Raw genomic sequence first — 23,514 nt, forward strand, 5'->3', positions numbered from 1 at the left:
CGTACTACTTCCGCAGCTCGATGACGGTCTTGCCGATGCGGATCGGTGCGCCCGGCGGAATGGGCGTCGGGGTGGTCAGCCGGGTCCGGTCGAGATACGTGCCGTTGGTGGACCCGAGATCCTCGACGATCCACTGGCCGTCACGGTCGGGGTAGATCCTGGCATGGCGGCTGGACGCGTAGTCGTCGTCCAGCACGATCGTGGAGTCGTGTGCGCGGCCCAGGGTGATCGTCTGTCCGGCCAGGGCCACGGTGGTTCCCGTGAGGATGCCCTCGGACACGACGAGCTTGGTGGGCGCACCGCGACGCTGGCGCTGCTGCGGCGGCGCGGCCTGGCGGCCGCCCTGCTGCGGGGCGCCGCCGGCGCCGCCGCGGCGGGAGGAACCGCGCTGGGTCACTCTCGTCCCGAAGAGATCGCTGCGGATGACCTGAACGGCCACGATGACGAACAGCCACAGAACGGCCAGGAAACCCAACCGCATGACCGTCAGGGTCAGCTCTGACATTGCCCCCGCTTCACCCTTCGGCTTGCCGGTAAATGATGGTGGTGCTGCCCACGACGATCCGCGAGCCGTCGCGGAGCGTAGCGCGGGTGGTGTGCTGCCCGTCCACCACGATGCCGTTGGTGGACCCGAGATCCTGGATCGTCGAGGGCGTTCCGGTCCGGATCTCACAGTGCCGGCGCGATACGCCGGGGTCGTCGATCCGCACGTCGGCTTCCGTGCTTCGGCCGAGTACGAGCGTGGGGCGCGAGATCTGGTGGCGGGTGCCGTTGATCTCGATCCAGTGCCGCCGCGGGCCGCCCGGTCCCGCCGGCGCCGCGGCGCCGGGACCGCCCGGGGCGGGCCTGCGGGCGCCGGGTCCGCCCGGGGGCGGGCCGGCGGGCATGGGCGGTGCGGCGACCGGCGGGTAGCCGTAGCCGCTCGCCGGTGACGGCGGCGCCCCCTGCGGCTGGGAGGTGCTGGAGGCCAGGGTGCGGCTGCGGACCCGGTAGAGCCCGGTGTCGAGGTCCTCGGCCTTCTCCAGGTGGACCTTGATGGGGCCCATGAAGCTGTACCGCTGCTGCTTGGCGTAGTCGCGGACCAGGCCCGCGAGCTCGTCGCCGAGCTGCCCGGAGTAGGGGCTCAGGCGGTCGTAGTCGCCGGCGCTGAGCTCCACGATGAAGTCGTTGGGGACGACGGTCCGCTCGCGGTTCCAGATGGTGGCGTTGTTGTCGCACTCCCGCTGGAGGGCTCCGGCGATCTCCACCGGCTGGACTTCGGACTTGAACACCTTGGCGAAGGTGCCGTTCACCAGACCTTCGAGTCGCTGCTCGAACCGCTTCAGAACTCCCATGGGGCACCTCCTCCGTCGTTGTCGCCCTGTACTGCTTACTGATCGTATCCACGCGTGGCGGATTCGGGTGGTTCCCCATCGCTCCTGTGAGGACGAGTGTTGGTCCTCACAAGGGATCGTAGGGGCGCTCCGGGAACAGTGTCCCGCACCGGGAGCGGAGTGCGGGAGGGGCTGTCCGCACGGGGGCGTATGCCCCGGAGGAAAGCGATGTGAATCCACCCCGTTCTACGTGCTAATGTTTCGACGTCGCCAGGGGAACGGCCCGAAAGGGAAGAGCCACTGGGACGCTGCTCGGGCGAGTGGCGGAACGGCAGACGCGCTGGCTTCAGGTGCCAGTGTCCTTCGGGACGTGGGGGTTCAAATCCCCCCTCGCCCACATCGACGAGACGGTCGTCACTGCGAAAGCGGTGGCGGCCGTTTCGCTTTGCCCCCGCGACGGCGTGTGCGCGTGATGCATGACATGTCGGCGGGTGGTGTCCGGTGTTCGGTGTGTGGCGTCGGTCACGACGCGGCCGGCCGGAGGGGCTCGCGGCTCCAACTGCTCCCGCCCGGTCCGACTTTCGTCGCGGCGGGCGAGACGAAAGAGGGCGGCCGGGGCCGGGGGCGGGTGTCTAGGGTCGGGCGCGTGGATGTGATGGCGAAGACACGTGCGGGCTGGGACTGGCTCAGGGGGCCCGAACCGTGGACGCGGCGGATGCTGGCCGGGGACCTCGCGCTCGCCGGTGTGCTGGCCATCCTCGGGCTGGGCGTGGAGGAACTCGACGGGGGGTCCGGGCAGCGGATGCTGCTGGGCGCCGTGGTCGTGGTGGCGCTGACCCTGCTGCGCAGGCGGTTGCCGGCGGCGACGCTCGTGGCCGGTTCGGCGCTCAGCTCGGCCCTGCCGGGGCTGTTCTTCGTCCTGCCGCTGCTGGGCTGGTCCTCCGGGCGGCGGATCGTCGGCGTGGGCCGGGCGCTGGGCTCGTTCACGCTGGCCTTCGTCGCGTCGCTCGCATTCGGCGTCCTGGACCAGTGGGCGCAGATGCGGCCGCTGCTGGTGGTCGTGTTCTCCACGCTGATGTTCCTGGCGGTCACCGTGATGCCGGGGCTGGCCAGCCGGTACTGGTCGCAGCGCCGCACCCTGCTGGCCGCGCTGCACGAGCGCAACGGCCAGCTGCTGCGCGAGCGGGCCATGGTCGCCGGGCAGGCGCGGCTGCGTGAGCGGCAGCGCATCGCCCAGGACATGCACGACAGCCTTGGCCACCAGCTGGCATTGATCTCCGTGCACACGGGTGCGCTGGAGGTGGATCCCGAGCTCACCGATCGTCAGCGGGAGGCCGTGGGCGTGCTGCGGCAGGCCTCGGTGTCCGCGATGCACGAACTGCGCGAGGTCGTCGGCATCCTGCGCGACGGCGTGGAGGCGCCCCCGCCGGTGGAGGAGGCACAGCCCGCGGCGCGCGGCGTGGCCGGGATCGCGGGGGTCGTGGAGGCCGCCCGGAAGGCCGGGACCGAGGTACGGATGACCACCTCGGGGCGGCCCAGGCCGCTGGTCGCGGCGTGCGACCACGCCGCGTACAGGATCGTGCAGGAGGCCTTGACGAACGCCTACAAGCACGCACCCGGGGCGCCGATCACGGTGGAGCTGCGCTACGAGGACGACTCACTGGTGGTGGAGATCGCCAACGGGCCGTCGGCCGGTCCGGGCGAGGACGTGGTGTCGGGCGGGCAGGGGCTGACGGGGCTGCGCGAGCGGGCCCGGCTGGTCGGCGGCATGGTGCACGCGGGCCCCGCCGAGGGCGGCGGGTTCCGGGTGGCCGGCGTGCTGCCGTACGGCGCGGAGCCGGCCGGCGCCCAGGACGTGGCCGACGACTTCGGGCAGCAGGCACAGGCGCAGAAGCTCACGCAGCCCCAGGGGCGGGGGCGGCGCGGCGAGCAGCAGCCGATGGACTGGGCGGCGGTCGACCGGGAGCTGGCCGTACGGGTGCCCAGCCGCAGCGGCGGCATCGCGGTGGGCTGCGGGATCGCCTTCGCGGCGGTGGTCGCGCTGGTGATCGTGATGGTCGCCGCGGCGGTGATGCTGATGGACTCGGCGGGCGACGCGATGATCGGCCGGGAGGAGTACGACGCCGTGCACGTCGGCGAGACCGAGGAGGCGGTCCGCGAGCGGCTGCCGAGCGGTGAGAGCTTCCTGACCGCGGGCGCCGACCGGAAGGGGCCGCCCCGGCCGGCGGGCTCGGAGTGCCTGGTGCTGCTGGCCAACGACCAGAGCGGCAACTCACTGTCCACGGACCTGGTTTTCCGGTTCTGCTTCAAGGACGGCAAGCTCGTGGACAAGCAGGCGTACGAGGTCAAGCAGTAGGAGCACGGGGTGACAGCCGAAGTGATCAGAGTGGTGATCGCCGACGACGAGCCGCTGATCCGGGCCGGGATCAGGATGATCCTGACGTCGGCGCCGGACATCGAGGTCGTCGCGGAGGCGGCGAACGGCCGGGAGGCGGTGGATCTGGCCCTCTCCCACGCCCCCGCGGTGATGCTGCTCGACATCCAGATGCCGGTGATGGACGGCCTGACCGCACTGGGCGAGCTGCGGCGGGCCGCCCCGGAGGTACGGGCCCTGATCCTGACCACCTTCGGCGAGAAGGAGAACGTGCTGCGGGCGCTGGGCCAGGGCGGGGCGGGGTTCCTGCTGAAGGACTCGGCGCCGGGCGACCTGATCGGGGCGGTCCGGGCGGCCGCGGCCGGGGACGCCTACCTCTCGCCGGGCGCCACCCGGCACGTGGTGGACCAGCTGGCGTCCGGGAGGGCCGCCGTGCGCGGTGAGGAGGCCCGCCGCCGGGTCGCCGAGCTGAGCGAGCGGGAGCGGGGCGTCCTGGCGCTGCTCGGGGAGGGCCTGTCCAACGCGGACGCGGGCCGGCGCCTGCACATGAGCGAGGCCACCGTGAAGACGTACGTGAGCCGGATCCTGGCGAAGCTGGGCTGCGAGAACCGGGTTCAGGCGGCACTGCTGGCCAGGGACGCCGGGCTGTAGATACGGTCAGCCCGTTCTCGAAGCGATCAAATGGACGGGTGGGGGCGGCGCCGATGGCGGCGACAGCGGGACAGCGGATTCCGGACGTGGCGGGGTTCGCGCCGCGCGTGGCGGCGGACTCTCCGAAGGAGGCGGGCAAGGCGCTGCGCGCCCGCCTGCCGAGGGCGGCGCACGCCGGCTTCCAGGTGCCGGCCGGGCGGCCGGACGCGGTGCGGGCGGTGGAGGAGTCCAACGCCGGGCGGGTGGCGGAGCTGACGCCGATACGGGTCGGCCGGATGGCAGCCAACCCCTTCGCGTTCCTGCGCGGGGCGGCCGGGCTGATGGCGCACGACCTGTCGGGCGGTCCGGTGACCGGCGTCGGCGCGCAGATCTGCGGCGACGCGCACGCGGCGAACTTCGGCCTGTACGGGGACGCCCGGGGCCGGCTCGTCATCGACCTGAACGACTTCGACGAGACCGTGTTCGGCCCGTGGGAGTGGGACGTGAAGCGGCTGGCAGCCTCGCTGGTGCTGGCCGGCCGGGTGGCCGGAGCGGACGAGGACACCTGCCGGGCGGCCGCTTTCGACGCCGTGGGCGCCTACCGGCGGACCATGCGGCTGCTGGCCAAGCTCCCCGCGCTCGACGCGTGGAACGCGATCGCCGACGAGGAGCTGGTCTCGCACGCCGACGCCCGCGATCTGCTGGGCACCCTGGAGCGGGTCTCGGAGAAGGCCCGCAACAACACCTCGGCCCGGTTCGCCACCAAGTCGACCGAGATCGGGCCGGACGGCGGCCGCCGCTTCATCGACGCACTGCCCGTGCTGCGCCGCGTCACGGACGCGGAGGCGGCGGCCGTGGCGGCCTCGCTCGGCCCCTACCTGCAGACCCTGCAGGGCGACCGGCGGCCGCTGCTGGCCCGGTACGCCATCCACGACGTGGCCTTCCGCGTGGTGGGCACCGGGAGCGTCGGCACCCGCTCGTACGTGGTCCTGCTGCTCGACCACCGGGGCGAACCGCTGGTCCTGCAGGTGAAGGAGGCACGGCCCTCGGTGCTGCTCCCGCACCTGCCCGGGCTGGGCTTCACCTCTGCGCCGGAGGAGCACGAGGGCCGCCGGGTGGTGGCCGGGCAGAAGCGGATGCAGGTGGTCTCCGACATCATGCTGGGCTGGACCACCGTGGAGGGGCGCCCGTACCAGGTCCGCCAGTTCCGCAACCGCAAGGGCAGCGTGGACCCGGCGGCGCTGGCCCCCGACCAGATCGACGACTACGGGCGGATGACCGGGGCCCTGCTGGCCCGGGCGCACGCGCACAGCGTCGACCCCCGCCTGCTCGCCGGCTACTGCGGCAAGAACGAGGAGCTCGACGAGGCGATGGCGGCCTTCGCGGTGGCCTACGCGAACCGGACCGAGGCCGACCACGCCGACCTCGTGGCCGCGGTGCGGGCAGGCCGGATCGCCGCAGAGAACGGGGTGTAGGTCGCGCGGTCACGCAGCCCGCTGTGCGACGGGCGATGTTTCACGTGAAACATCGCCCGCGCGGGCGGGCCGTACCCTGGCCGGGTGAGCGAGCAGACCGAGCACCCAGAGCAGACAGTCCCCGGTGGGTCCGGCGACTCCTCCGTCACCGGTGAGGAGCGCCCCGAGGCGCGCCTGGAGCGGGCCGTACGGGCCGCCGAGCAGGCGCTGATCGAGTTCGAGATCGCGGTGGAGACCTTCCGTGTGGAGGTGGAGAACTTCTCCCGCCTGCACCACCAGAAGCTCGGCCCGATGTACACGCGGCTCGACGAGCTGGACGCGCTGATCGCCGAGGCGAAGGCGGCGCGTACCGGTGATGCCGAGGACCTGCGGCGGGCCCGGGACGCGCGCTCGCTGGTCATGCCGATGCCCGGGGTGGACGAGCTGTTCCACGACTGGCTGGGCTCGGAGGGCATCTCCGACGACGCCGCCGCGATGCTCACCGACCGGCCCGTGCGGCCGCCGGAGCGGGTCCGGCCCTCGGAGGAGGTGCGCCGCCTCTACCGTGAGCTGGTCCGCCAGGCCCACCCCGACCTGGCCCAGGAGGAGGGCGAGCGGGAGCGCCGCGACGCGTTCATCGCGCGGGTCAACGCCGCCTACGGGCGGGGCGACGAGGGGCTGCTGCGCGAGCTGGCCGAGGAGTGGGCGGCGGGGCCGGTGCCCGAGGCCTCCGCGCCCGGCGAGAGCGATGAGCTGTACGCCCGGCTGGAGTGGCTGGCGCGCCGCAAGGAGCTGCTGGCGCTCGTGGCGAAGGAGCTGGAGGAGAGCGCGATCGGGTCGATGCTGCGGATGGCTCCCGACGACCCGGACCGGCTGCTGGAGGAGATCGCGGAGCAGCTGCTGGCGCAGGTTTCCGAGCGCGAGGCGCAGCTGGCGGCTGAACTCGCCGCCGAGTGAGAGCCGGGTGAGACCGGGTGCGTGCCGCGTGCGTGCCGCGTGCGTGCCGCGTGCGTGCCGGACGTTTCCCGGCTGGGCCGGGGCGGTCCGCGTAGACGTGGACGGGTCTGTGGGTCGGATAGGTTGGCAGCAGACCTGTGAAGAGAGAAGGCGACAGTTATGAACTTCGGACCGCTTCCCTCGGTGGACGCCGCCGCGGTGCCCTCCGAAGGCTTTGTCCTCGACGTCCGTGAGGACGACGAATGGGCGGCCGGGCACGTCGAGGGCGCTCTGCACATCCCGATGAGCGACTTCGTGGCCCGCTTCGGCGAGCTGACGGAGGCCGTCGAGGACGGCCGCCGCGTCTACGTGATGTGCCGGGTCGGCGGGCGTTCCGCGCAGGTCACCCAGTACCTGGTGCGCCAGGACATCGACGCCGTGAACGTCGACGGCGGGATGCAGGCCTGGGACGGCGCCGGGCGGCCGATGGTGACGGACAGCGGAAGCCCGGCCTTCGTCCTCTGATTCCGAGCTCCGCGCTCCGATCCCGCGCGGCTCAGGCGAGGGGGTGGGCGGCCAGCAGGTCGCCCAGGGCCTCCTCGTGCGCGGCCGCCGGGCCGAGCTGGAGCTCCAGCTGCTTGGCCCAGGCGTGGTAGCGGTGCAGCGGGTAGTCGGTGTCGGCGCCGAAGCCGCCGTGCAGGTGCTGGGCGGTCTGTACGACCCTGCGTACGCCCTCCGAGGCCCAGATCTTGGCGACCGCCACGTCACCTGCGCTCGGCAGCGGACCGCCGGCGCCGCCCGTGGCGGCGTCGAGCCGCCAGGCGGCCTGCCAGAGCGTGACCTCCATGGCGCGCAGGTCGATGTAGCGGTCGGCGGCCTGGACGGCGACCGCCTGGAAGGTGGCCACCGGGAAGCCGAACTGCTCGCGCTTGCTGGTGTACTGGCTCGTCATGCCGAGGACGCCCTCGCCCAGCCCCAGCGCCAGGGCGCAGGTGCCGGTGGTGAGGACCTGGTGGAGCCGCTCCCAGGCTCCCGGGGTGTCGATCAGGTGGGTCCGCTCCACCCGCACGCCGTCCAGGGCGAGTTCGGCGAACCGCTCCCCGCTGGTGGAGACCTGCTCGGCGAGGGCGAGGCCCCCTGCGGTGCGCGGGACCAGCGCGAGGACGGCGTCGCCCTCGCCGGTGTGGGCCGGTACGGCGATCCAGTCGGCGGTGTGCGCCCAGGGGACGGCGGTCTGGGTGCCCTCCAGGATCCACGCCTCGCCGTCGAGCCGTGCGGTGACGGCGAGTTCGGCCGGGTCGTGGCCGGAGCGGCCGTGGGCGGCGGCGGTCAGCACGAGCGTGCCGCGTCCGGCGCCGGGCAGCAGGGCGGTGGCCAGTTCGGGGCTGCCGTGCGCCTGTACGGCCATGGCGGTCGCGCAGTGCTCCAGCAGCGGGACCCGGGCCAGCACCCGGGCGGCCTCGCGCAGGACGAGGCACAGGGCGATGGTGTCCAGGCCCGCGCCGCCGTGCTCCTCGGCGAGGACGAGGCCGAGCAGGTCGGACGCGGCCAGCCTGGCCCACAGCGGGCGGTCGAAGTCGTCGGCGACGGCGCCCGGGGTGAGGGCGGGGCTGGGCACGCCGTCGGGCGCGACATCCGCGAACACGGCCCTGGCCGCCTCGACGGCGGCCCGCTGCTCCTCGGTGAAGGTGAAGTCCACTGCCTGTCCTCCCGTTCTGACCTGACGGTGCGTCAAGATAGAACACGTTCCTGAAAATGGACAGGGGAGGACAGCCGGGGACGGCCGGGGCAGCGGCCGGGCCGTGTCTTTCGGACACGACCTAGCGGTCGAAGTCGATCTCCACTTCCTCGGTGACGGGGTGCGACTGGCAGGCCAGGACGAAGCCGGCGTCCGTCTCCTCGGCCTCCAGGGCGAAGTTCCGGTCCATCCGGACCTCGCCGGACACCACGAACGCCCGGCAGGTGCCGCAGACGCCGCCCTTGCAGGCGTACGGGGCGTCGGCGCGGTTGCGCAGCACCGCGTCCAGCAGGGACTCCCCCTCCTGGACGGGCCAGGTGCCGGAACGGCCGTCGAGCCGTGCGGTGACCCGGCCGGCCGCGGCGGCCGCGGACGCCGCCGAGCGGACCGGCGCGGGGCTGGTGTCCTCGACGTGGAAGATCTCCTCGTGCACCCGGGTACGGGAGACACCGAGCGCGTGCAGGGTCCGCTCAGCGCCCTGCACCAGGCCGTAGGGCCCGCACAGGAACCAGCCGGTGACCTCGGCCACCGGCAGCAGCGCGGGCAGCAGGGACGTCAGCCGCTCCTCGTCCAGCCGGCCGGAGGGCAGCCCGGACTCCTGCTCCTCCCGGGAGAGGACCGTGACCAGCTGGAACCGCGACGGATAGCGGTCCTTGAGGTCGGCGACCTCCTCCAGGAACATCGTCGAGGCGGCCGTGCGGTCGCTGCGCACGAGGCAGAACCGGGCGTCGGGCCGCGCGGCCAGCAGGCTCGCGGCGATCGACAGCACGGGCGTGATCCCGCTGCCGCCGACGATCGCGGCGTAGTGCCCGGAGGCGGGGGCCGCCGCCGGATCCAGCACGAAGCGCCCGGCCGGGACCATGACGTCCAGCACGTCGCCGGCCGCGATCTCCTTGTGCGCGAAGGTGGAGAACTCCCCGCCCTCCACCAGCCGCACCCCGACCCGCAGGTGGGCGGGGCCCGGGCCGTCGGCCGTCGGGGCGGGCGAGCAGATCGAGTAGGTGCGGCGGACCTCGACACCGCCCTCGGGGGCGGTGCGGCGCAGCGTCAGGTGCTGGCCGGGGGCGTGCCGGTAGTCCTCGCGCAGCTCCTCAGGGACCCGGAGGGTCAGCGCCACCGAGTCGTCGGTGAGCCGGTCGACTTCCGCCACCGTCAGCGGGTGGAACGCGCCGTGGCGGGGGGCGGCCATCTACAGCTCCTTGAAGTGGTCGAACGGTTCGCGGCAGGAGGTGCAGCGGCGCAGCGCCTTGCACGCGGTGGAGGAGAAACGGCTGAGCAGCTCGGTGTCGGTCGATCCGCAGTTCGGGCAGCGGACGGACAGGGTCACCGGGACCGGCCCGCCGGCCGCGTGCGGCCGGGGCGGGGCGATGCCGAACTCGGCCAGCTTGCGGCGGCCCTCGGCGCTGATGTCGTCCGTGGACCAGGCCGGGGCCAGCACGGTGGTCACCCGCACCTCGGGGATGCCGTGGCCGGTCAGGGCCCGCTCGATGTCGGCCGACATGGCCTCGATGGCCGGGCAGCCGGTGTAGGTGGGGGTGAGGGTGACCTCGGCGTGGCCGTCGTCGTGCATCCGCACGCCGCGCACCACGCCCAGCTCGCCGAGGGTGAGCACGGGCAGCTCGGGGTCCGGGACGGATCCGGCCAGCTCGGCCAGCTCGGCCTCCAGGCGGGTCGTCGTGACGTCGGCGCCGGTCACCATGACGCCCCCGGGTGGCTGCGGTGCAGATGCTGCATCTCGGCCAGCATCCGGCCGAAGGACTCGGTGTGCAGGCCCTGGCGGCCGGCTCCGGCCGCCCAGGCGCCGGTGCGCGGTCCTTCGGGCAGGGTGAGCCCGGCCCGCTCCACGACGTCGGTCAGCGCGGCCAGCCAGCGCTCTTCGAGGGCGGCCCAGTCCACACCGTCGAGGCCCTCCACCGGCTGGAAGAGCTCCCCGGTGAACTTCCACAGCGCCGTCAGCGCGGCCCGCATCCGGGTCCGGCTCTCCTCGGTGCCGTCGCCGAGCCGCAGGGTCCACTGCTCGGCGTGGTCGCGGTGGTACGCCGTCTCCTTGACGGCCTTGGCCGCGAGCGGCGCGAACGGGCCGTCGCCGCGGGCGAGTTCCGCGTAGAGCTCGTGCTGGTGGACGGAGAAGTAGAGCTGGCGGGCGATGGTGTGGGCGAAGTCGCCGTTGGGCTGCTCGACCAGCTGGAGGTTGCGGAAGGACCGCTCCTCGCGCAGGAACGCCAGCTCGTCCTCGTCGCCCACCATGGACAGCAGGATGCGGGCCTGGCCGAGCAGGTCGAGGGCGATGTTGGCGAGCGCGACCTCCTCCTCCAGGACGGGGGCGTGCCCGGCCCACTCGCCGAGGCGGTGGGAGAGGATCAGCGCGTCGTCTCCGAGGGCGAGGGCCGCCGCGGTGGTGGTGCCGGCGCTGGTGTCGATGCCGCTCACAGGTGGCTCACTCCCTCCGGGATGTCGTAGAACGTGGGGTGCCGGTACGGCTTGTCGGCGGACGGGGCGAAGAAGGGGTCCCGCTCGTCCGGCGAGGAGGCGGTGATCTCGGTGGAGGGGACCACCCAGATCGAGATGCCCTCGTTGCGCCGGGTGTAGAGGTCGCGGGCGTTGCGCAGGGCCATCTCCGCGTCGGGGGCGTGCAGGCTTCCCGCGTGCGTGTGCGAGAGGCCGCGGCGCGAGCGCACGAACACCTCCCACAGGGGCCAGTTCTGCGTCATACCCGTGCCTCCTCGTTCTGTCCGGCGGGCTTCGCCGGCTGCTGTGCCGCCTGCTTGTGCGCGTACGCGGCGGCCGCGTCGCGCACCCAGGCGCCTTCCTCGTGGGCCTTGCGGCGCTGGCCGATCCGCTGCTCGTTGCAGGGGCCGTTGCCCTTGAGCACGTCCCAGAACTCGGCCCAGTCGATGGCGCCGAAGTCGTGGTGGCCGCGCTCCTCGTTCCACTTCAGGTCCGGGTCGGGCAGGGTCAGGCCGAGGGCCTCGGCCTGCGGGACGGCGATGTCCACGAACCGCTGGCGCAGCTCGTCGTTCGAGTGGCGCTTGATGCGCCAGGCCATCGACTGCGCCGAGTGCGCCGATTCGTCGTCGGGCGGGCCGAACATCATCAGCGAGGGCCACCACCAGCGGTCCACCGCGTCCTGCGCCATGGCGTGCTGCTCCTCGGTGCCCTTGGACAGGGCCATGAGGAGCTCGAAGCCCTGGCGCTGGTGGAAGGACTCCTCCTTGCAGATCCGGACCATGGCGCGGGCGTAGGGCCCGTAGGAGCAGCGGCAGATCGGCACCTGGTTGGTGATCGCCGCGCCGTCCACGAGCCAGCCGATGGCGCCGACGTCCGCCCAGGTCAGGGTGGGGTAGTTGAAGATCGAGGAGTACTTCTGCTTCCCCGAGTGGAGCTTGTCGAGGAGCTCGTCGCGGCTGGTGCCGAGCGTCTCGGCCGCGCTGTAGAGGTACAGGCCGTGGCCCGCCTCGTCCTGGACCTTTGCCATCAGGATGGCCTTGCGGCGCAGCGAGGGCGCGCGGGTGATCCAGTTGGCCTCGGGCTGCATGCCGATGATCTCGGAATGGGCGTGCTGCGCCATCTGCCGGACCAGGGAGGCGCGGTACTGCTCCGGCATCCAGTCGCGCGGCTCCACGCGCTCGTCCGCCGCCACGGCGGCGTCGAACGCCGCCGCGAGCTGTGCGCCCAGGTCAGCCGTCATGCCCGTCCCGTCCGTCTCGTCCGTCCCCAGGGCCGCGTCCGGGCCCGTTTCCGGGGTCACTGCCACCATTACGGCCCCTTGTCGGTGTTTGTCGGCCGTCCGTCCACCCGACCGACCGATCGTTCGGTTCATTCGCTTCAATGGTGAGACGGCGGCCCGTAGGGTGTCAACCTCTGTGGTCAACCCTGTGGAAGCCGGACGATCGGGGCGGGATGGATTCGAACGAGCACGAGCTCGCCGGAGAGGCCGCTCCGCCACCCCCGAGGGCGCCCGGAATCGCCGGTCTCTCCACCCCCTACCGGGTCGTGACGGCCCTGGCCCTGGGCGCCGTCGGCCTGGCCGCGTGCACGCACCTCGCCCTGGTCTTCCTGCACGTGGCCCCGTCCAACACGGTGAGCAAGCAGCACGCGGGGACGATCGACTCCTGGATCTACCCCGAGTTCGAACAGAACTGGAAGCTCTTCGCCCCCAACCCGCTCCAGCAGAACATCGCCGTGGAGGTGCGCGCCGAGGTGCGGACCGCCGGCGGCGAGCTGATCACCACCGGCTGGCGGGACCTGAGCGCCGAGGACGCGGCGGCGATCCGGCACAGCCTGCTGCCGAGCCACACGCAGCAGAACGAGCTGCGCCGGGCCTGGGACTTCTACACCGGCTCCCACGACGAGGACGACAAGCCCGTGGGCGAGCGCGGCGAGCTGTCCGAGGAGTACCTGCGGCGCATCGCGATGAACCGGCTCACCCCGCAGCACCGGGGCGGACACGTCCTGCGGATCCAGCTGCGCTCGGCGACGACGGCCCTGCCCGCCCCGAAGTGGAGCACCGAGACCACCGACACCCAGACCTACTACCGGGAGCTGCCGTGGTGGAAGGTGTGAGACGGGCCCGCGCCGCGCTGGCCCGGGCCGTCGCCACGGTGAGCGGGCAGGCGCTGGGCCCGTACCAGAGCGCCGTCGTGCGCATCGGCTTCGCCGGCACCTGGCTCTTCTTCCTGCTGCGGGAGTTCCCCCACCGCGCCGAGCTGTACGGTCCGGACGGCCCGTGGAGCCAGGACCTGGCGCAGCGGCTGCTCGACTCCAACGGCGCCTTCACGGTCCTGACGTGGTCCGGCTCCGCCCTGTGGTTCGAGACCGTCTACGCGGTGGCCGTGCTGGCGAGCGTCGGCCTGCTGCTGGGATGGCGGACGCGGGCGACGTCCGTGGTGTTCATGGTCGGCGTGCTCTCGCTGCAGAACCGCAGCGTGTTCATGGGCGACGGCGGGGACAACGTCATCCACCTCGCGGCGATCTACCTGGTGCTGACCCGGTGCGCGCAGGTGTGGTCGCTGGACGCGCGCAGGGCGCGTACGCGGGGCTCCGCCACGGCGGGGGCGGCCGGACCGGTGCTGTGGTGTGTGCTGGGGGCGGTCTTCGCGTACGGGGCGGCCACCGGGCGGTTCAGCCACGGCTGGCTCGCGGGGTTCGCGGCGGTGTGGGTGCTCTGCGGGCTGTGGTGGCTGGTCGACCGCTACGAGCCGGAGGGCGAGGGGCGGGCGGTCCTGGACGTCCTGGCGAACCTGCTGCACAACGCGGGCATGGTGGTGATCATGGCGGAGGTCTGCCTGATCTACGCGACGGCCGGCTGGTACAAGATCCAGGGCTCGCGGTGGCAGGACGGAACGGCGCTGTACTACCCCCTGGGGCTGGACTACTTCACCCCGTGGCCGGCGCTGTCCGCGTTGCTGGCGGGCAGCGGGACGCTGGTGATGCTGCTGTCGTACGGGACGGTGGCGGTGCAGGTGGCCTTCCCGTTCACGCTCTTCAACCGGCGGATCAAGAACGTGCTGCTGGTTCTGATGATGCTGGAGCACGCGGGGATCGCGGTGCTGCTGGGGCTGCCGTTCTTTTCGCTGGCGATGATCGCCGCCGATGCCGTTTTCCTGCCGACCGGGTTTCTGGTGTGGCTCGGCGCCGGGGCGTCCGCGTTGCGGTCCCGGTGGAGCCCTGCGGGGCTTTCCCCCGCCCCGCCCCTTCCCGAAACCGGGCTCTGCCCGGACCCGGACCCCGATCCGGACCCCGATCCGGACCCGGCCCTCGAACCCCGGACGGGCTGAAAGGCCGGGGGCTCCGCCCCCGGACCCCCGCGCCTCAAACGCCGGCGAGGCTGGGGTTGGGCCCCCTGCGCCTTGAACGTGGGCGGGGCTGGGGGCGGGCTCCTGCGCCTTGAGCGTGGGCGGGGCTGGGGGGCCGGTGAGGGTGGAGTTCGCGGGGGTGCGTCGTAGGGTCGGGGGATGAGTGAGCGGGCGGGCGGGGACGAGACGGTGCGGCAGTGGCGGGAGGGCGCCGGGCGGGCGGACCTCGTGCTCCTCGACGGGTTCCACGCGCTGAAGCACGCCCTGCGCTTCGGGGCCGACGTGCGCATGGTCGTCGCCGACGATCCCGGCGCCGTACGGGCACTGGCCCGGGAGCTGGCGCCGGACGTCGAGGCCGACGTGGGCCGCCTGGTGCGGCCGGCCGTCCTCAAGGAGCTGCTGCCCCGCGTCCACCCCACCGGGGTCGCGGCCCTCGCCGTACGGCCCGACCGTGCCGCGGGCCTCGCCGGCCTGCGGCGGACGCCCAGGCCCGCGCCCGTCGTCGTCCTCGACAACCCCCGCAACCTCGGCAACGTCGGAGCCGTCGTCCGCCTCGCCGCCGGTTTCGGAGCCACCGGCGTGGTGACCCGCGGCGACCTCGACCCCTGGCACCCGAACGTGGTCCGGGCCGGCGCCGGACTGCACTACGCCACCACCGTCGAACGCCTCGCCCTGGACGAGCTGCCGCCCGGGCCGCTCTACGCGCTGGACCCGGAGGGCGAGGACATCCGCGCCCTCACCCTCCCGGACGACGCGCTGCTGGCCTTCGGGTCGGAGCGGCACGGGATCTCCCCCGAGCTGCGCGCGCGGGCCGACCACCTCGTGTCACTGCCGATGCGCCCCCAGGTCTCCAGCTACAACCTCGCCACCAGCGTGGCCATGACCCTCTTCCACTGGGGCGGCCCCCCGGCCGCCGGTCAGGGCGGCCAGGGCGCCTAGGTCGTGTCCGCCTGAGCGGGGGGCCTGCGGGCTACGCCTGGCGGCGGACCTCCACCACGCGGAAGCGGTTCGAGACGAACGCGCCGTCGCACAGCGCGGCGTTGGCCGCGGGGTTGCCGCCGGAGCCGTGGAAGTCGGAGAAGGCCGCCGTCTGGTTGACGTAGACCCCGCCGGTCAGGTTCAGGGAGAGCTGCGCGGACTCCTCCAGGCAGACCTCCTCAAGGGCCCGCTCGGTGTCCGCGGAGGTGGTGTAGGCGCCCACGGTCATGGCGCCCTTCTCCCGCACGGTGCGGCGCAGCAGGTCCAGCGCGTCCGCCGTGGAGTCCACGGCCACCGCGAAGGAGACCGGGCCGAAGCACTCGGACAGGAAGGGCGCCTCCGGGTCCGGCTTGGCGGCGTCCAGCTTGACCATCACCGGCGTACGGACCACCGCGTCCGGGAACTCGGGGTTGGCGACCTCGCGGGAGGCCAGTGCGACCTCGCCGAGCCCGGCCGCCGCCTCCAGGCGGGTCTTGACGTCCGGGTTGACCAGCGCGCCGAGCAGCGCGTTGGCCCGGGCGTCGTCGCCGAGCAGGCCGCCGACCGAGGCCGCCAGGTCGGCCACGACCTCGTCGTAGGACTTGTGGCCGGCGTCGGTGGCGATGCCGTCGCGCGGGATCAGCAGGTTCTGCGGGGTGGTGCACATCTGGCCGCTGTAGAGCGACAGGGAGAAGGCCAGGTTGGCCAGCATCCCCTTGTAGTTGTCGGTGGAGTCCAGGACGACGGTGTTGACGCCCGCCTTCTCCGTGTAGACCTGCGCCTGGCGGGCGTTGGCCTCCAGCCAGTCGCCGAACTCCGTGGAGCCGGTGTAGTCGATCAGCTTGATCTCGGGGCGGACGGCGAGGTCCTTGGCGATGCCCTCGCCCGGCCGCTCGACCGCGAGCGCCACCAGGTTCGGGTCGAAGCCCGCCTCCGCGAGGACCTCCCGCGCCACCTGCACGGTCAGCGCGAGCGGCAGCACGGCCCGCGGGTGCGGCTTGACCAGCACCGGGTTGCCGGTGGCCAGCGAGGCGAACAGGCCCGGGTAGCCGTTCCACGTCGGGAAGGTGTTGCAGCCGATCATGAGGGCGATGCCGCGGGGGACCGCGGTGAAGGTCTTGCCGAGCTCCAGCGGGTCCTTCTTGCCCTGCGGCTTCGACCAGTCGGCCTGCCCCGGGACCCGGGTCTGCTCCTCGTACGCGTACGCCACGGCCTCCAGGCCGCGGTCCTGCGCGTGGGGGCCGCCCGCCTGGAACGCCATCATGAAGGCCTGGCCGCTGGTGTGCATGACCGCGTGCGCGAACTCGTGGGTGCGGGCCGAGATGCGGGCCAGGATCTCGATGCAGACCAGGGCGCGCGCCTCCGGTCCGGCGTCGCGCCAGGCGGCCATGCCGGCCTTCATCGCGGGCAGCAGCACGTCCGCGTCCACGTGCGGGTACTCGACGCCCAGCTCCGGGCCGTACGGGGACTTCTCGGCGCCCGTCCAGCCGTCGGTGCCGGGCTGGCCGAGGTCCAGCCGGGTCCCGCGGAGCGCCTCGAAGGCGGCCAGCCCGTCGGCCGGGGCGGTCTCGCCGTACGCCTTGGGGTGTTCGGGATGCGGGGACCAGTAGGCGCGGCTGCGGATCGCCGACAGGGCCTGGTCCAGAGTGGGCCGGTGCTTGGCGGACAGCTGGGGGACGGTGAGCTCGGCGGCCATCAGGGACCAACTCCTCGTTGAGCCGGGCGAAGGAGAGCAGACTGGAGTTAGAGTAACCGAACGATCGGTCGGGACAAGAGGGCCCGGCGGACCTGTGGATAAGTCGGTGCGGGAGGATCAGGACATGACAGCAATCGAGCGGTCCCGCACTGTGGCGGTCGTCGGAGCGGGCACCATGGGCCAGGGCATCGCCCAGGTCGCCCTTCTCGCAGGTCACCGCGTGCTGATCTACGACATCGACGCCGCCCTCGCCTCCGATGGCGTCGGCATCGTGCAGGACCGTGTCGAGCGGATGGCCGCGAAGGGCCGTCTGGACCGGGCCGAGGCCGAGGAGGCGGTCGGCCGGATCGCCGCCGCAGGCGCCCTCGCCGACCTCGCCGGGGCCGCCCTCGTCATCGAGGCGGTCGTCGAGAACGTCGGGATCAAGCAGACGCTCTTCGCCGCCCTCGAAGACGTGCTGGAGCCGGACGCGCTGCTCGCCACGAACACCTCCTCCCTCTCCGTCACCGAGCTGGCCGCCGGTCTCGCGCACCCCGGCCGCTTCCTCGGCCTGCACTTCTTCAACCCGGCCCCGCTGCTCCCGCTCGTCGAGGTGGTCAGCGGCTCCGCGACCGACCCGGACGCCGTCGAGCGCGCGTACCGCACGGTCCTCGGCTGGGGGAAGACGCCGGTCCGCTGCGCCGACACCCCCGGCTTCATCGTCAACCGGATCGCCCGGCCCTTCTACGCCGAGGCCTTCGCGGTGTACGAGGAGCAGGGCGCCGACCCGGCCACCATCGACGCCGTGCTCCGCGAGAGCGGCGGCTTCAAGATGGGGCCCTTCGCGCTGACCGACCTGATCGGCCAGGACGTCAACGAGGCCGTGACCCGCTCCGTGTGGGAGTCCTTCTTCCGCAGCCCCAAGTTCACCCCGTCCCTCGCGCAGCGCCGGCTGGTCCAGTCGGGCCGCCTGGGCCGCAAGTCGGGCCACGGCTGGTTCCCGTACGGCCCGGAGGCGGTCGCCGCGCAGCCGCACACCGCGGGGCCCGAGGAGGCCCCGGACAAGGTGACCGTCGTCGGCGACCTCGGCCCGGCCGCCGAGCTGGCCGACCTGCTGGAGGAGGCCGGGATCGCGGTCACGGCCACCGAGCAGGGCGGCCCGTACATCCAGCTGCCCGGGGAGGGGCAGCTGGTCCTCGCGGACGGGAAGACCTCCGTGGAGTTCGCGGACGTCGTCTACTTCGACCTCGCGCTCGACTACCGGGGCGCCACCCGGATCGCGCTGTCCGCCAGCGAGGACACCAGCGAGCGCACCCTCTCCGAGGCGATCGGCCTCTTCCAGAAGCTCGGCAAGCAGGTCTCCGTCATCGGCGACGTCCCCGGCATGATCGTCGCCCGGACCGTCGCGATGCTGATCGACCTCACAGCCGACGCCGTCGCCCGCGGGGTGGCCTCCGCCGAGGACATCGACACCGCGATGCGGCTCGGCGTCAACTACCCGCTGGGCCCGTCCGAATGGCACGAGCGGCTCGGCCAGGACTGGGCCTACGACCTGCTGCACCACCTCGACGAGCGCTGCCCCGGCGGCCGGTACGCGCCCTCGCTGGCGCTGTTCAAGCTGGGTTACGCGGCGGGCGACGAGGAGGACACCCGGTGACGACGGTCAAGCGCGACACCTACACCCCCGAGACGCTGCTGTCCGTGGCCGTCCAGGTCTTCAACGAGCGCGGCTACGACGGCACCTCGATGGAGCACCTGTCCAAGGCCGCGGGCATCTCGAAGTCCTCGATCTACCACCACGTCACGGGCAAGGAGGAGCTGCTGCGGCGCGCCGTCAGCCGCGCCCTCGACGGGCTCTTCGCGGTGCTGGAGGAGCCCGGGGCGGTCCGCGGCCGGGCCGTCGAGCGCGTCGAGTACGTCACGCGCCGCACGGTCGAGGTGCTGGTGTCCGAGCTGCCGTACGTGACGCTGCTGCTGCGGGTACGGGGCAACACCCGGACCGAGCGGTGGGCGCTGGAGCGCCGCCGGGAGTTCGACCACCAGGTCGCGGACCTGCTCAAGGCCGCCGCCGCGGACGGTGACCTGCGGGCGGACGTGGACATCCGCCTCGCCACCCGCCTCCTCTTCGGCATGGTGAACTCGCTGGTCGAGTGGTACCGCCCGCACCCGGGGACCGGATCGGAACAGCTCGCGGACGCGGTCGTCCACATGGCCTTCGGCGGCCTGCGCACCACCCGCTGACCCCCTGGGTCCCCACCGCCCCGACAGCGGCCGGAAACGGCCGCACCGGGGGCGTCGTCCTACCCGGACGGCCTGGTGGACGGCCTGGTGGACGGTCTCGTGGACGGCCTACTCCTCCGCGATCGCGGGGCCGCCGCCCGGGCCCGGGCCGGGCGCCAGGAGGTCCGTTTCCTCGAAAACCAGCAGGGTGCGCGTCGAGAGGACCTCCGGGATGGCCTGGAGGCGGGTCAGGACCAGCTCGCGCAGGGTCCGGTTGTCCGGGGTGTGCACCAGGAGCAGTACGTCGAAGTCCCCGCTGACCAGGGCGATGTGCGCGGCGCCCGGGAGCTCGCGCAGCTGCTCGCGCACCGTGCGCCAGGAGTTCTGGACGATCTTCAGGGTGATGTAGGCGGAGGCGCCCTGGCCCGCGCGCTCGTGGTTGACGCGGGCCGTGAACCCGCGGATCACCCCGTCGTCGATGAGCCGGTTGATCCGCGCGTACGCGTTCGCGCGCGAGACGTGCACCTGCTCGGCCACCGACCGGATGGAGGCCCGGCCGTCCGCCTGCAGCAGCCGCATGATCGACCGGTCGATCGGGTCCAGGGGCCGGGGTGCGACGGGCGGGACTGCGGAGGCTCCCGGTGCGGTCCCCGGCGCAGCCGGTGCGGAACCCGGTGCGGCCATTTGTTCATCCGGCATTGCCCGATGCCTCCCTCTCCTGGACGTCCTGCGTCCATCCCAGGGCCCCGGCGCCAGTTTGTCCACAGCCTGGAGCCGCCTGTAGCCAAATTGCGCAGACAACCGAACAATCGGTAGGTGAGGGGCCTCACACCCGGGGCCACCCCTGCCCGCTTCCCACGAGGAGGTGTACGCCGCCATGACGGTCCAAGAGCTGCCCGGTGCCGGTGCGTCCCACCGTTCCACCCCGCCGCCCGCCTGGAGGCCCCGTACGGACGCCGCCCCGCTGCTCCCGGACGCCGAGCCCTACCGGGTGCTGGGCACCGAGGCGGCCGACCGGCTCGACCCCGCGCTGATGCGCCGGTGCTACGCCGAGCTGGTGCGCGGCCGTCGCTACAACGCTCAGGCCACGGCGCTCACCAAGCAGGGCCGGCTCGCCGTGTACCCCTCCACCGTCGGCCAAGAGGCCTGCGAGATCGCGGCCGCGATGGTCCTGGAAGAGCAGGACTGGCTCTTCCCGAGCTACCGCGACACCCTGGCGGCCGTGGCGCGCGGACTGGACCCCGTACAGGCGCTGACCCTGCTGCGCGGCGACTGGCACACCGGCTACGACCCGCGTGAGCACCGCATAGCCCCGCTCTCGACCCCGCTCGCCACCCAGCTGCCGCACGCGGTGGGCCTGGCGCACGCGGCGCGGCTGCGCGGCGACGACGTCGTCGCCCTCGCCATGGTCGGCGACGGCGGCACCAGCGAGGGCGACTTCCACGAGGCGCTGAACTTCGCCGCCGTCTGGCAGGCACCGGTGGTCTTCCTCGTGCAGAACAACGGCTTCGCGATCTCCGTCCCGCTCGCCAAGCAGACCGCCGCCCCGACGCTGGCCCACAAGGGCGTCGGCTACGGCATGCCGGGCCGGCTGGTCGACGGCAACGACGTCGCGGCGATGCACGAGGTGCTGTCCGAGGCCGTCCGGCGGGCCCGGTCCGGCGGCGGCCCGACCCTGATCGAGGCCGTCACGTACCGCATGGAGGCGCACACCAACGCCGACGACGCGACGCGCTACCGCGGTGACGCCGAGGTCGAGGCGTGGAAGGCGCACGACCCGATCGACCTGCTGGAGCGCGAGCTGACCGCGCGCGGGATCCTCGACGAGGCGGGCATCAAGGCCGCGCGCGACGAGGCCGAGGCGATGGCGGCGTCCCTGCGCGACGGGATGAACGCCGATCCGGTGGTGGACCCGATGGACCTGTTCGCGCACGTGTACGCGGAGCAGACCGACCGCCTGCGCGAGCAGGCGGCCATGCTCCGTGCCGAGCTGGAAGCCGAGGACCAGGCGTGACGACGGTGGCGGCGAAGTCCGCGAAGACGGGGGCCAAGCCCGCGACGATGGCGCAGGCCCTGACGCGGGCGATGCGCGACGCGATGGCCGAGGACCCGACGGTCCACGTCATGGGCGAGGACGTCGGGACGCTGGGCGGGGTCTTCCGCATCACGGACGGCCTGGCGAAGGAGTTCGGCGAGGACCGCTGCACGGACACTCCCCTCGCGGAGGCCGGGATCCTGGGCACGGCCGTCGGCATGGCCATGTACGGGCTGCGGCCCGTGGTGGAGATGCAGTTCGACGCCTTCGCCTACCCGGCCTTCGAGCAGCTGATCTCGCACGTGGCGAAGATGCGCAACCGCACCCGCGGCGCCATGCCGCTGCCGATCACCATCCGCGTGCCGTACGGCGGCGGCATCGGCGGCGTGGAGCACCACTGCGACTCCTCCGAGGCGTACTACGTGGCCACGCCCGGCCTGACGGTGGTCACCCCGGCGACCGTGGAGGACGCGTACGGGCTGCTGCGCGCGTCGATCGCGAGCGACGACCCGGTGGTCTTCCTGGAGCCCAAGCGGCTGTACTGGTCGAAGGCCGACTGGTCGCCGGAGGCCCCCGCGGCCGTCCCGGGCATTGGCAAGGCCCTCGTCCGGCGGACCGGCACCAGCGCCACCCTGATCACCTACGGCCCGTCGCTGCCGGTCTGCCTGGAGGCGGCCGAGGCGGCCCGCGAGGAGGGCTGGGACCTGGAGGTCGTCGACCTGCGCTCCCTGGTCCCCTTCGACGAGGAGACGGTCGTGCAGTCCGTACGCCGCACCGGGCGCGCGGTCGTCGTGCACGAGGCCGGCGGCTTCGGCGGGCCGGGCGCGGAGATCGCCGCCCGTGTCACGGAGCGGTGCTTCCACCACCTGGAGGCCCCGGTGCTGCGGGTGACGGGCTTCGACATCCCGTACCCGCCGCCGATGCTGGAGAAGTACCACCTGCCCGGAGTCGAGCGGATCCTGGACGCCGTGGCCCGCCTGCAGTGGGAGAACTGATGCCGCAGGTCATGGAATTCAAGCTGCCGGACCTCGGTGAGGGTCTGACCGAGGCCGAGATCGTGCGGTGGCTGGTGGCGGTGGGCGACGTCGTCGCCATCGACCAGCCGGTCGTCGAGGTCGAGACGGCCAAGGCGATGGTGGAGGTGCCCTGCCCGTACGGCGGCGTGGTCACCGCCCGCTTCGGCGAGGAGGGCGAGGAGCTGCCCGTCGGCGCCCCGCTGATCACCGTGGCGGTGGGCGCGCAGTCGATGCCCGCCGGCGCCGACGAGTCCGCCGGGGCCGAAGCCTCCGGCGAGGCTCCGCGGCCGCTGATCGGCTACGGCTCGGACCACTCGCGCCCGGCGCGTCGGCGACGGGTGCGACCCGTCACCGCCGCGGTGTCGGCGTCGCCGGTCACGGCCCCGGTTCCCGTAGCGGTGGCTCCGGCCGCCCCGGCCGCCCCGGCCGCTCCGGCTGTTCCCGCCGGGCCGGTGCCCGTCATCTCACCGCTGGTGCGCAAGCTCGCCAAGGACCACGGGGTGGACCTGCGGGCGCTGCACGGCACCGGGCCGGAGGGCCTGATCCTGCGGGCCGACGTCGAGGCGGCCCTGGCCGCACTGCGGGAGCCGGCCCCGGCCGCCGCCACCGCGGCGGTCGCGGTGGCGGCGCAGGGCGAGCGGATCCCGCTCAAGGGGCTGCGGGGAGCGGTCGCCGAGAAGCTGTCGCGCAGCCGCCGGGAGATCCCGGACGCCACCTGCTGGGTCGACGCGGACGCCACCGAGCTGATGGCGGCCCGGGCCGCGATGAACGCGGTGGGCGGGCCCAAGATCTCGGTGCTCGCGCTGCTGGCACGGATCTGCACGGCCGCGCTGGCCAAGTACCCGGAGCTGAACTCCACCGTGGACCTCGCGGCCAAGGAGATCGTCCGGCTCCCGTCGGTGCACCTGGGCTTCGCCGCGCAGACCGAGCGGGGCCTGGTGGTCCCGGTCGTCCGGGACGCGCAGGGGCGCAACCCGGAGTCGCTGTCGGCGGAGTTCGCGCGGCTGACCGAGCTCGCCCGCTCGGGCAAGCTGGCTCCGGCCGACCTGACGGGCGGCACCTTCACCCTGAACAACTACGGGGTGTTCGGGGTCGACGGCTCCACGCCGATCGTCAACCACCCGGAAGCGGCGATGCTCGGCGTCGGCCGGATCATCGACAAGCCGTGGGTCCACGACGGGCAGCTGGCGGTGCGCAAGGTCGTCCAGCTGTCGCTGACCTTCGACCACCGGGTCTGCGACGGCGGCACGGCGGGCGGCTTCCTGCGCTACGTGGCGGACTGCGTGGAGTCCCCGGCGGTCCTCCTGCGCACGCTGTAGCCGTGCGGCGCGGGGACGGGGCTCGGAGACCGGGGCTCCGCCCCGGGCCCCG

The 23,514-nt window shown here is 73.2% G+C and carries 23 protein-coding genes and 1 tRNA gene; 14 read left to right on the plus strand and 10 right to left on the minus strand.

Annotated features, from left to right (window positions below; all coding sequences use genetic code 11):
* Positions 1-4: 4 nt before the first annotated feature.
* Together IG86_RS0101205 and IG86_RS0101210 are read right to left on the minus strand one after the other, a co-directional pair.
* The gene (locus IG86_RS0101205; protein ID WP_030647603.1) at positions 5-505 is read right to left on the minus strand and encodes an FHA domain-containing protein FhaB/FipA; all 501 of its coding nucleotides are present in this window, start codon (positions 503-505) and stop codon (positions 5-7) included.
* A gap of 10 nt (positions 506-515) precedes the next feature.
* Positions 516-1,334: an FhaA domain-containing protein gene (locus IG86_RS0101210; RefSeq protein ID WP_030817157.1), complete on the minus strand. Its 819-nt coding sequence runs from the start codon at positions 1,332-1,334 to the stop codon at positions 516-518.
* Positions 1,335-1,627: 293 nt separating this feature from the next.
* On the opposite strand from IG86_RS0101210, the gene IG86_RS0101215 reads away from it, so the two are divergent.
* The 6 genes from IG86_RS0101215 to IG86_RS0101240 all read left to right on the plus strand — a co-directional run bounded on the left by IG86_RS0101215 (position 1,628) and on the right by IG86_RS0101240 (position 7,232).
* Positions 1,628-1,710: transfer RNA gene (locus IG86_RS0101215), tRNA-Leu, on the plus strand.
* Positions 1,711-1,968: 258 nt separating this feature from the next.
* Entirely contained in the window at positions 1,969-3,669 is a 1,701-nt protein-coding gene (locus IG86_RS0101220) for a sensor histidine kinase (RefSeq protein ID WP_030817158.1), read from the plus strand.
* 9 nt (positions 3,670-3,678) lie between these two features.
* The gene (locus IG86_RS0101225) at positions 3,679-4,338 is read left to right on the plus strand and encodes a response regulator (RefSeq protein WP_037941785.1); all 660 of its coding nucleotides are present in this window, start codon (positions 3,679-3,681) and stop codon (positions 4,336-4,338) included.
* A 53-nt stretch (positions 4,339-4,391) separates the two neighbouring features.
* Positions 4,392-5,792 (plus strand): DUF2252 domain-containing protein, encoded by a 1,401-nt coding sequence (locus IG86_RS0101230; RefSeq protein ID WP_030817159.1) that lies wholly within the window; start codon positions 4,392-4,394, stop codon positions 5,790-5,792.
* A 174-nt stretch (positions 5,793-5,966) separates the two neighbouring features.
* Positions 5,967-6,728 (plus strand): J domain-containing protein, encoded by a 762-nt coding sequence (locus tag IG86_RS0101235; protein ID WP_234308643.1) that lies wholly within the window; start codon positions 5,967-5,969, stop codon positions 6,726-6,728.
* A gap of 159 nt (positions 6,729-6,887) precedes the next feature.
* A complete protein-coding gene (locus IG86_RS0101240) occupies positions 6,888-7,232 on the plus strand; it encodes a rhodanese-like domain-containing protein (RefSeq protein ID WP_030817161.1) in 345 nt (114 codons plus the stop codon).
* Between the two features lie 31 nt (positions 7,233-7,263).
* Here the strand turns inward: IG86_RS0101240 and IG86_RS0101245 are convergent, their stop codons facing one another.
* The 6 genes from IG86_RS0101245 to paaA all read right to left on the minus strand — a co-directional run bounded on the left by IG86_RS0101245 (position 7,264) and on the right by paaA (position 12,202).
* Positions 7,264-8,406, minus strand: coding sequence for an acyl-CoA dehydrogenase family protein (locus IG86_RS0101245; RefSeq protein ID WP_030894059.1), 1,143 nt, complete (start codon positions 8,404-8,406; stop codon positions 7,264-7,266).
* Positions 8,407-8,527: 121 nt separating this feature from the next.
* Positions 8,528-9,634, minus strand: coding sequence for a 1,2-phenylacetyl-CoA epoxidase subunit PaaE (gene paaE, locus IG86_RS0101250; RefSeq protein WP_030894062.1), 1,107 nt, complete (start codon positions 9,632-9,634; stop codon positions 8,528-8,530).
* Positions 9,635-10,144 (minus strand): 1,2-phenylacetyl-CoA epoxidase subunit PaaD, encoded by a 510-nt coding sequence (paaD, locus tag IG86_RS0101255; RefSeq protein ID WP_030647628.1) that lies wholly within the window; start codon positions 10,142-10,144, stop codon positions 9,635-9,637. It lies immediately after the preceding gene.
* On the minus strand, positions 10,138-10,875 hold the full coding sequence (gene paaC, locus IG86_RS0101260; protein ID WP_385871205.1) for a 1,2-phenylacetyl-CoA epoxidase subunit PaaC: 738 nt from the start codon (positions 10,873-10,875) through the stop codon (positions 10,138-10,140). The genes paaD and paaC overlap by 7 nt, the downstream gene beginning before the upstream one ends.
* The gene (gene paaB, locus IG86_RS0101265; RefSeq protein ID WP_030817166.1) at positions 10,872-11,156 is read right to left on the minus strand and encodes a 1,2-phenylacetyl-CoA epoxidase subunit PaaB; all 285 of its coding nucleotides are present in this window, start codon (positions 11,154-11,156) and stop codon (positions 10,872-10,874) included. Before paaB ends, paaC begins: the two co-directional genes overlap by 4 nt.
* Positions 11,153-12,202 carry a 1,2-phenylacetyl-CoA epoxidase subunit PaaA gene (gene paaA / locus IG86_RS0101270; protein ID WP_030817168.1) on the minus strand — a complete coding sequence of 350 codons (1,050 nt, stop codon included), beginning with the start codon at positions 12,200-12,202 and terminating at the stop codon, positions 11,153-11,155. Before paaA ends, paaB begins: the two co-directional genes overlap by 4 nt.
* A gap of 143 nt (positions 12,203-12,345) precedes the next feature.
* Here paaA and IG86_RS0101275 point away from each other — a divergent pair, with 143 nt between their 5' ends.
* From IG86_RS0101275 to IG86_RS0101285, 3 genes are all read left to right on the plus strand, one after another.
* Positions 12,346-13,008 (plus strand): DUF5819 family protein, encoded by a 663-nt coding sequence (locus IG86_RS0101275; RefSeq protein WP_030894065.1) that lies wholly within the window; start codon positions 12,346-12,348, stop codon positions 13,006-13,008.
* On the plus strand, positions 13,005-14,222 hold the full coding sequence (locus IG86_RS0101280; protein WP_244305761.1) for an HTTM domain-containing protein: 1,218 nt from the start codon (positions 13,005-13,007) through the stop codon (positions 14,220-14,222). Before IG86_RS0101275 ends, IG86_RS0101280 begins: the two co-directional genes overlap by 4 nt.
* 177 nt (positions 14,223-14,399) lie before the next feature.
* Positions 14,400-15,179 (plus strand): TrmH family RNA methyltransferase, encoded by a 780-nt coding sequence (locus tag IG86_RS0101285; RefSeq protein ID WP_030894069.1) that lies wholly within the window; start codon positions 14,400-14,402, stop codon positions 15,177-15,179.
* A 31-nt stretch (positions 15,180-15,210) separates the two neighbouring features.
* On the opposite strand, the gene paaN is transcribed toward IG86_RS0101285, so the two are convergent.
* Positions 15,211-16,893 (minus strand): phenylacetic acid degradation protein PaaN, encoded by a 1,683-nt coding sequence (gene paaN, locus IG86_RS0101290; protein ID WP_030817178.1) that lies wholly within the window; start codon positions 16,891-16,893, stop codon positions 15,211-15,213.
* Between the two features lie 124 nt (positions 16,894-17,017).
* Here paaN and IG86_RS0101295 point away from each other — a divergent pair, with 124 nt between their 5' ends.
* Both IG86_RS0101295 and IG86_RS0101300 read left to right on the plus strand, forming a co-directional pair.
* Positions 17,018-18,529: a 3-hydroxyacyl-CoA dehydrogenase gene (locus IG86_RS0101295; protein ID WP_030817180.1), complete on the plus strand. Its 1,512-nt coding sequence runs from the start codon at positions 17,018-17,020 to the stop codon at positions 18,527-18,529.
* Positions 18,526-19,113 (plus strand): TetR/AcrR family transcriptional regulator, encoded by a 588-nt coding sequence (locus tag IG86_RS0101300; RefSeq protein ID WP_030817182.1) that lies wholly within the window; start codon positions 18,526-18,528, stop codon positions 19,111-19,113. The genes IG86_RS0101295 and IG86_RS0101300 overlap by 4 nt, the downstream gene beginning before the upstream one ends.
* Before the next feature lie 108 nt (positions 19,114-19,221).
* Here the strand turns inward: IG86_RS0101300 and IG86_RS0101305 are convergent, their stop codons facing one another.
* The gene (locus IG86_RS0101305; protein ID WP_078848058.1) at positions 19,222-19,791 is read right to left on the minus strand and encodes an Lrp/AsnC family transcriptional regulator; all 570 of its coding nucleotides are present in this window, start codon (positions 19,789-19,791) and stop codon (positions 19,222-19,224) included.
* A gap of 178 nt (positions 19,792-19,969) precedes the next feature.
* Between IG86_RS0101305 and pdhA the strand changes: the two genes are divergently transcribed.
* From pdhA to IG86_RS0101320, 3 genes are read left to right on the plus strand one after another with little or no spacing between them, the layout of a single operon-like run.
* Positions 19,970-21,106 (plus strand): pyruvate dehydrogenase (acetyl-transferring) E1 component subunit alpha, encoded by a 1,137-nt coding sequence (pdhA, locus tag IG86_RS0101310; protein ID WP_030817186.1) that lies wholly within the window; start codon positions 19,970-19,972, stop codon positions 21,104-21,106.
* A gap of 47 nt (positions 21,107-21,153) precedes the next feature.
* Complete coding sequence (locus tag IG86_RS0101315; RefSeq protein WP_063781622.1) at positions 21,154-22,122, plus strand: alpha-ketoacid dehydrogenase subunit beta; 969 nt, start codon at positions 21,154-21,156, stop codon at positions 22,120-22,122.
* A complete protein-coding gene (locus IG86_RS0101320) occupies positions 22,122-23,462 on the plus strand; it encodes a dihydrolipoamide acetyltransferase family protein (protein ID WP_030817187.1) in 1,341 nt (446 codons plus the stop codon). Before IG86_RS0101315 ends, IG86_RS0101320 begins: the two co-directional genes overlap by 1 nt.
* The last annotated feature ends 52 nt before the right edge of the window (positions 23,463-23,514 follow it).

It is taken from the genome of Streptomyces virginiae, from assembly GCF_000720455.1.
In the GTDB taxonomy this organism is placed as follows: domain Bacteria; phylum Actinomycetota; class Actinomycetes; order Streptomycetales; family Streptomycetaceae; genus Streptomyces; species Streptomyces virginiae.